The sequence below is a fragment of the Roseobacter cerasinus genome (assembly GCF_009811755.1).
Classification (GTDB): domain Bacteria; phylum Pseudomonadota; class Alphaproteobacteria; order Rhodobacterales; family Rhodobacteraceae; genus Roseobacter; species Roseobacter cerasinus.
The window spans coordinates 1-1,255 of the sequence record NZ_BLIV01000021.1 but is presented as its reverse complement, the minus strand read 5'-3'; the positions used below and the strand labels follow the sequence as shown (position 1 = coordinate 1,255).

Sequence of the window (1,255 nt, the reverse complement as noted above, 5' to 3'; positions counted from 1 at the left end):
CGCCGTGATCTCATTACCGGACAAGTCGTTGTCGACTATTTGGGCCGTCAGATTCTGGGGGCGTAGTTTTTCCGTTCCATGCTTTCGATCTTTCGCGAACTCCTTTGGATTGCTTCGGGTCGTTAAACGCCGACTGCAACCTCGTCTCTTGGCGCGTCGAACGCCGTCTTGTGCCTCAGTATGCTCCAGGCCATGCGCGCCAGTTTATTAGCAAGGGCGACAGCGGCCTTGTTCCGATGCATGCGTTCAGAAGCGCGCGCCAGCCAATCGCCGAAGCTGAAGCCGGGCCAACGATGCGGTCGCATCATAATGATCTTTGCCGCCTGAACGAACAGCATCCTTAGATATCGGCTGCCGCGCTTGGAGATGCGCCCCAAAACAGTTCGGCCGCCCGTGCTGTATTGTCGGGGGACGAGCCCGACCCAAGCTGCGAAGTCTCGACCGCGATCAAACGCCTCCCCCTCGCCAATGGCCGCGACCATCGCTGTTGAGATCATCGGGCCAATGCCTGGGACCGTCATGACGTTGACACAGTTCTCTTCGGTTCGACTGATCTCTTCAATCTCCGCGGACACCTTATCAATCCGGTCGTCCATCCACATCCAATCGCCATAGAGGCCGATCAGGATCGACCGCATCCGTGGTGATATCTCATCTTTGCGTTCCTCCAAGATTGCCTCGAACGAGTTCTTCAAGGCGCGTAGGCCTTTGCGCACGGTGATGCCCTGTTCGATCAGGAAAGCGCGGATTTGGTTGATCGTTGCTGTCCGGCGAGACACCAAACGTGATCTGACCCGGTGCAGTGCTTGAAGATCGAGCTGATCCTGACTCTTCTCAGACACGGTTTGCAGGTTCGGCCGAAGCGCGGCCTCGGCGATCGCCTCTGCATCATTGTAATCGTTCTTCTGCCCTTTGTTGAAAGGCTTCACATAGATTGCGGGGATGATCCGGGACTCAAAGCCCATCTCTCGTAGCGTCCGGCTGACAAAATGAGCGTTCAGACACGCCTCCATGCCCACAATGCAACGAGGCAGCTTCTCGAACGTCGTCACCAGCGCCAATCGCTTGATCTGTTTGCGCAGGACGCGCTGGCCTGCCTGATCGAAACCAACCAAATGGAATGTGTCTTTGCCAATATCGATACCAATCGACATCAGTTCATCAAAATCTGTCTTCGCCATGCTACTTCTCCAGTTTGCAGAAATAGGCAGAGCCTACCGTGCTGGGTGAAGCAGCCGGTACATCCCATTAGCGG

The 1,255-nt window shown here is 55.9% G+C and carries 1 protein-coding gene; it reads right to left on the bottom strand.

Annotated elements, in window-relative coordinates:
* Positions 1-122 precede the first annotated feature (122 nt).
* On the bottom strand, positions 123-1,181 hold the full coding sequence (locus tag So717_RS21985) for an IS110 family RNA-guided transposase (RefSeq protein WP_159981417.1): 1,059 nt from the start codon (positions 1,179-1,181) through the stop codon (positions 123-125).
* Between the last annotated feature and the right edge of the window lie 74 nt (positions 1,182-1,255).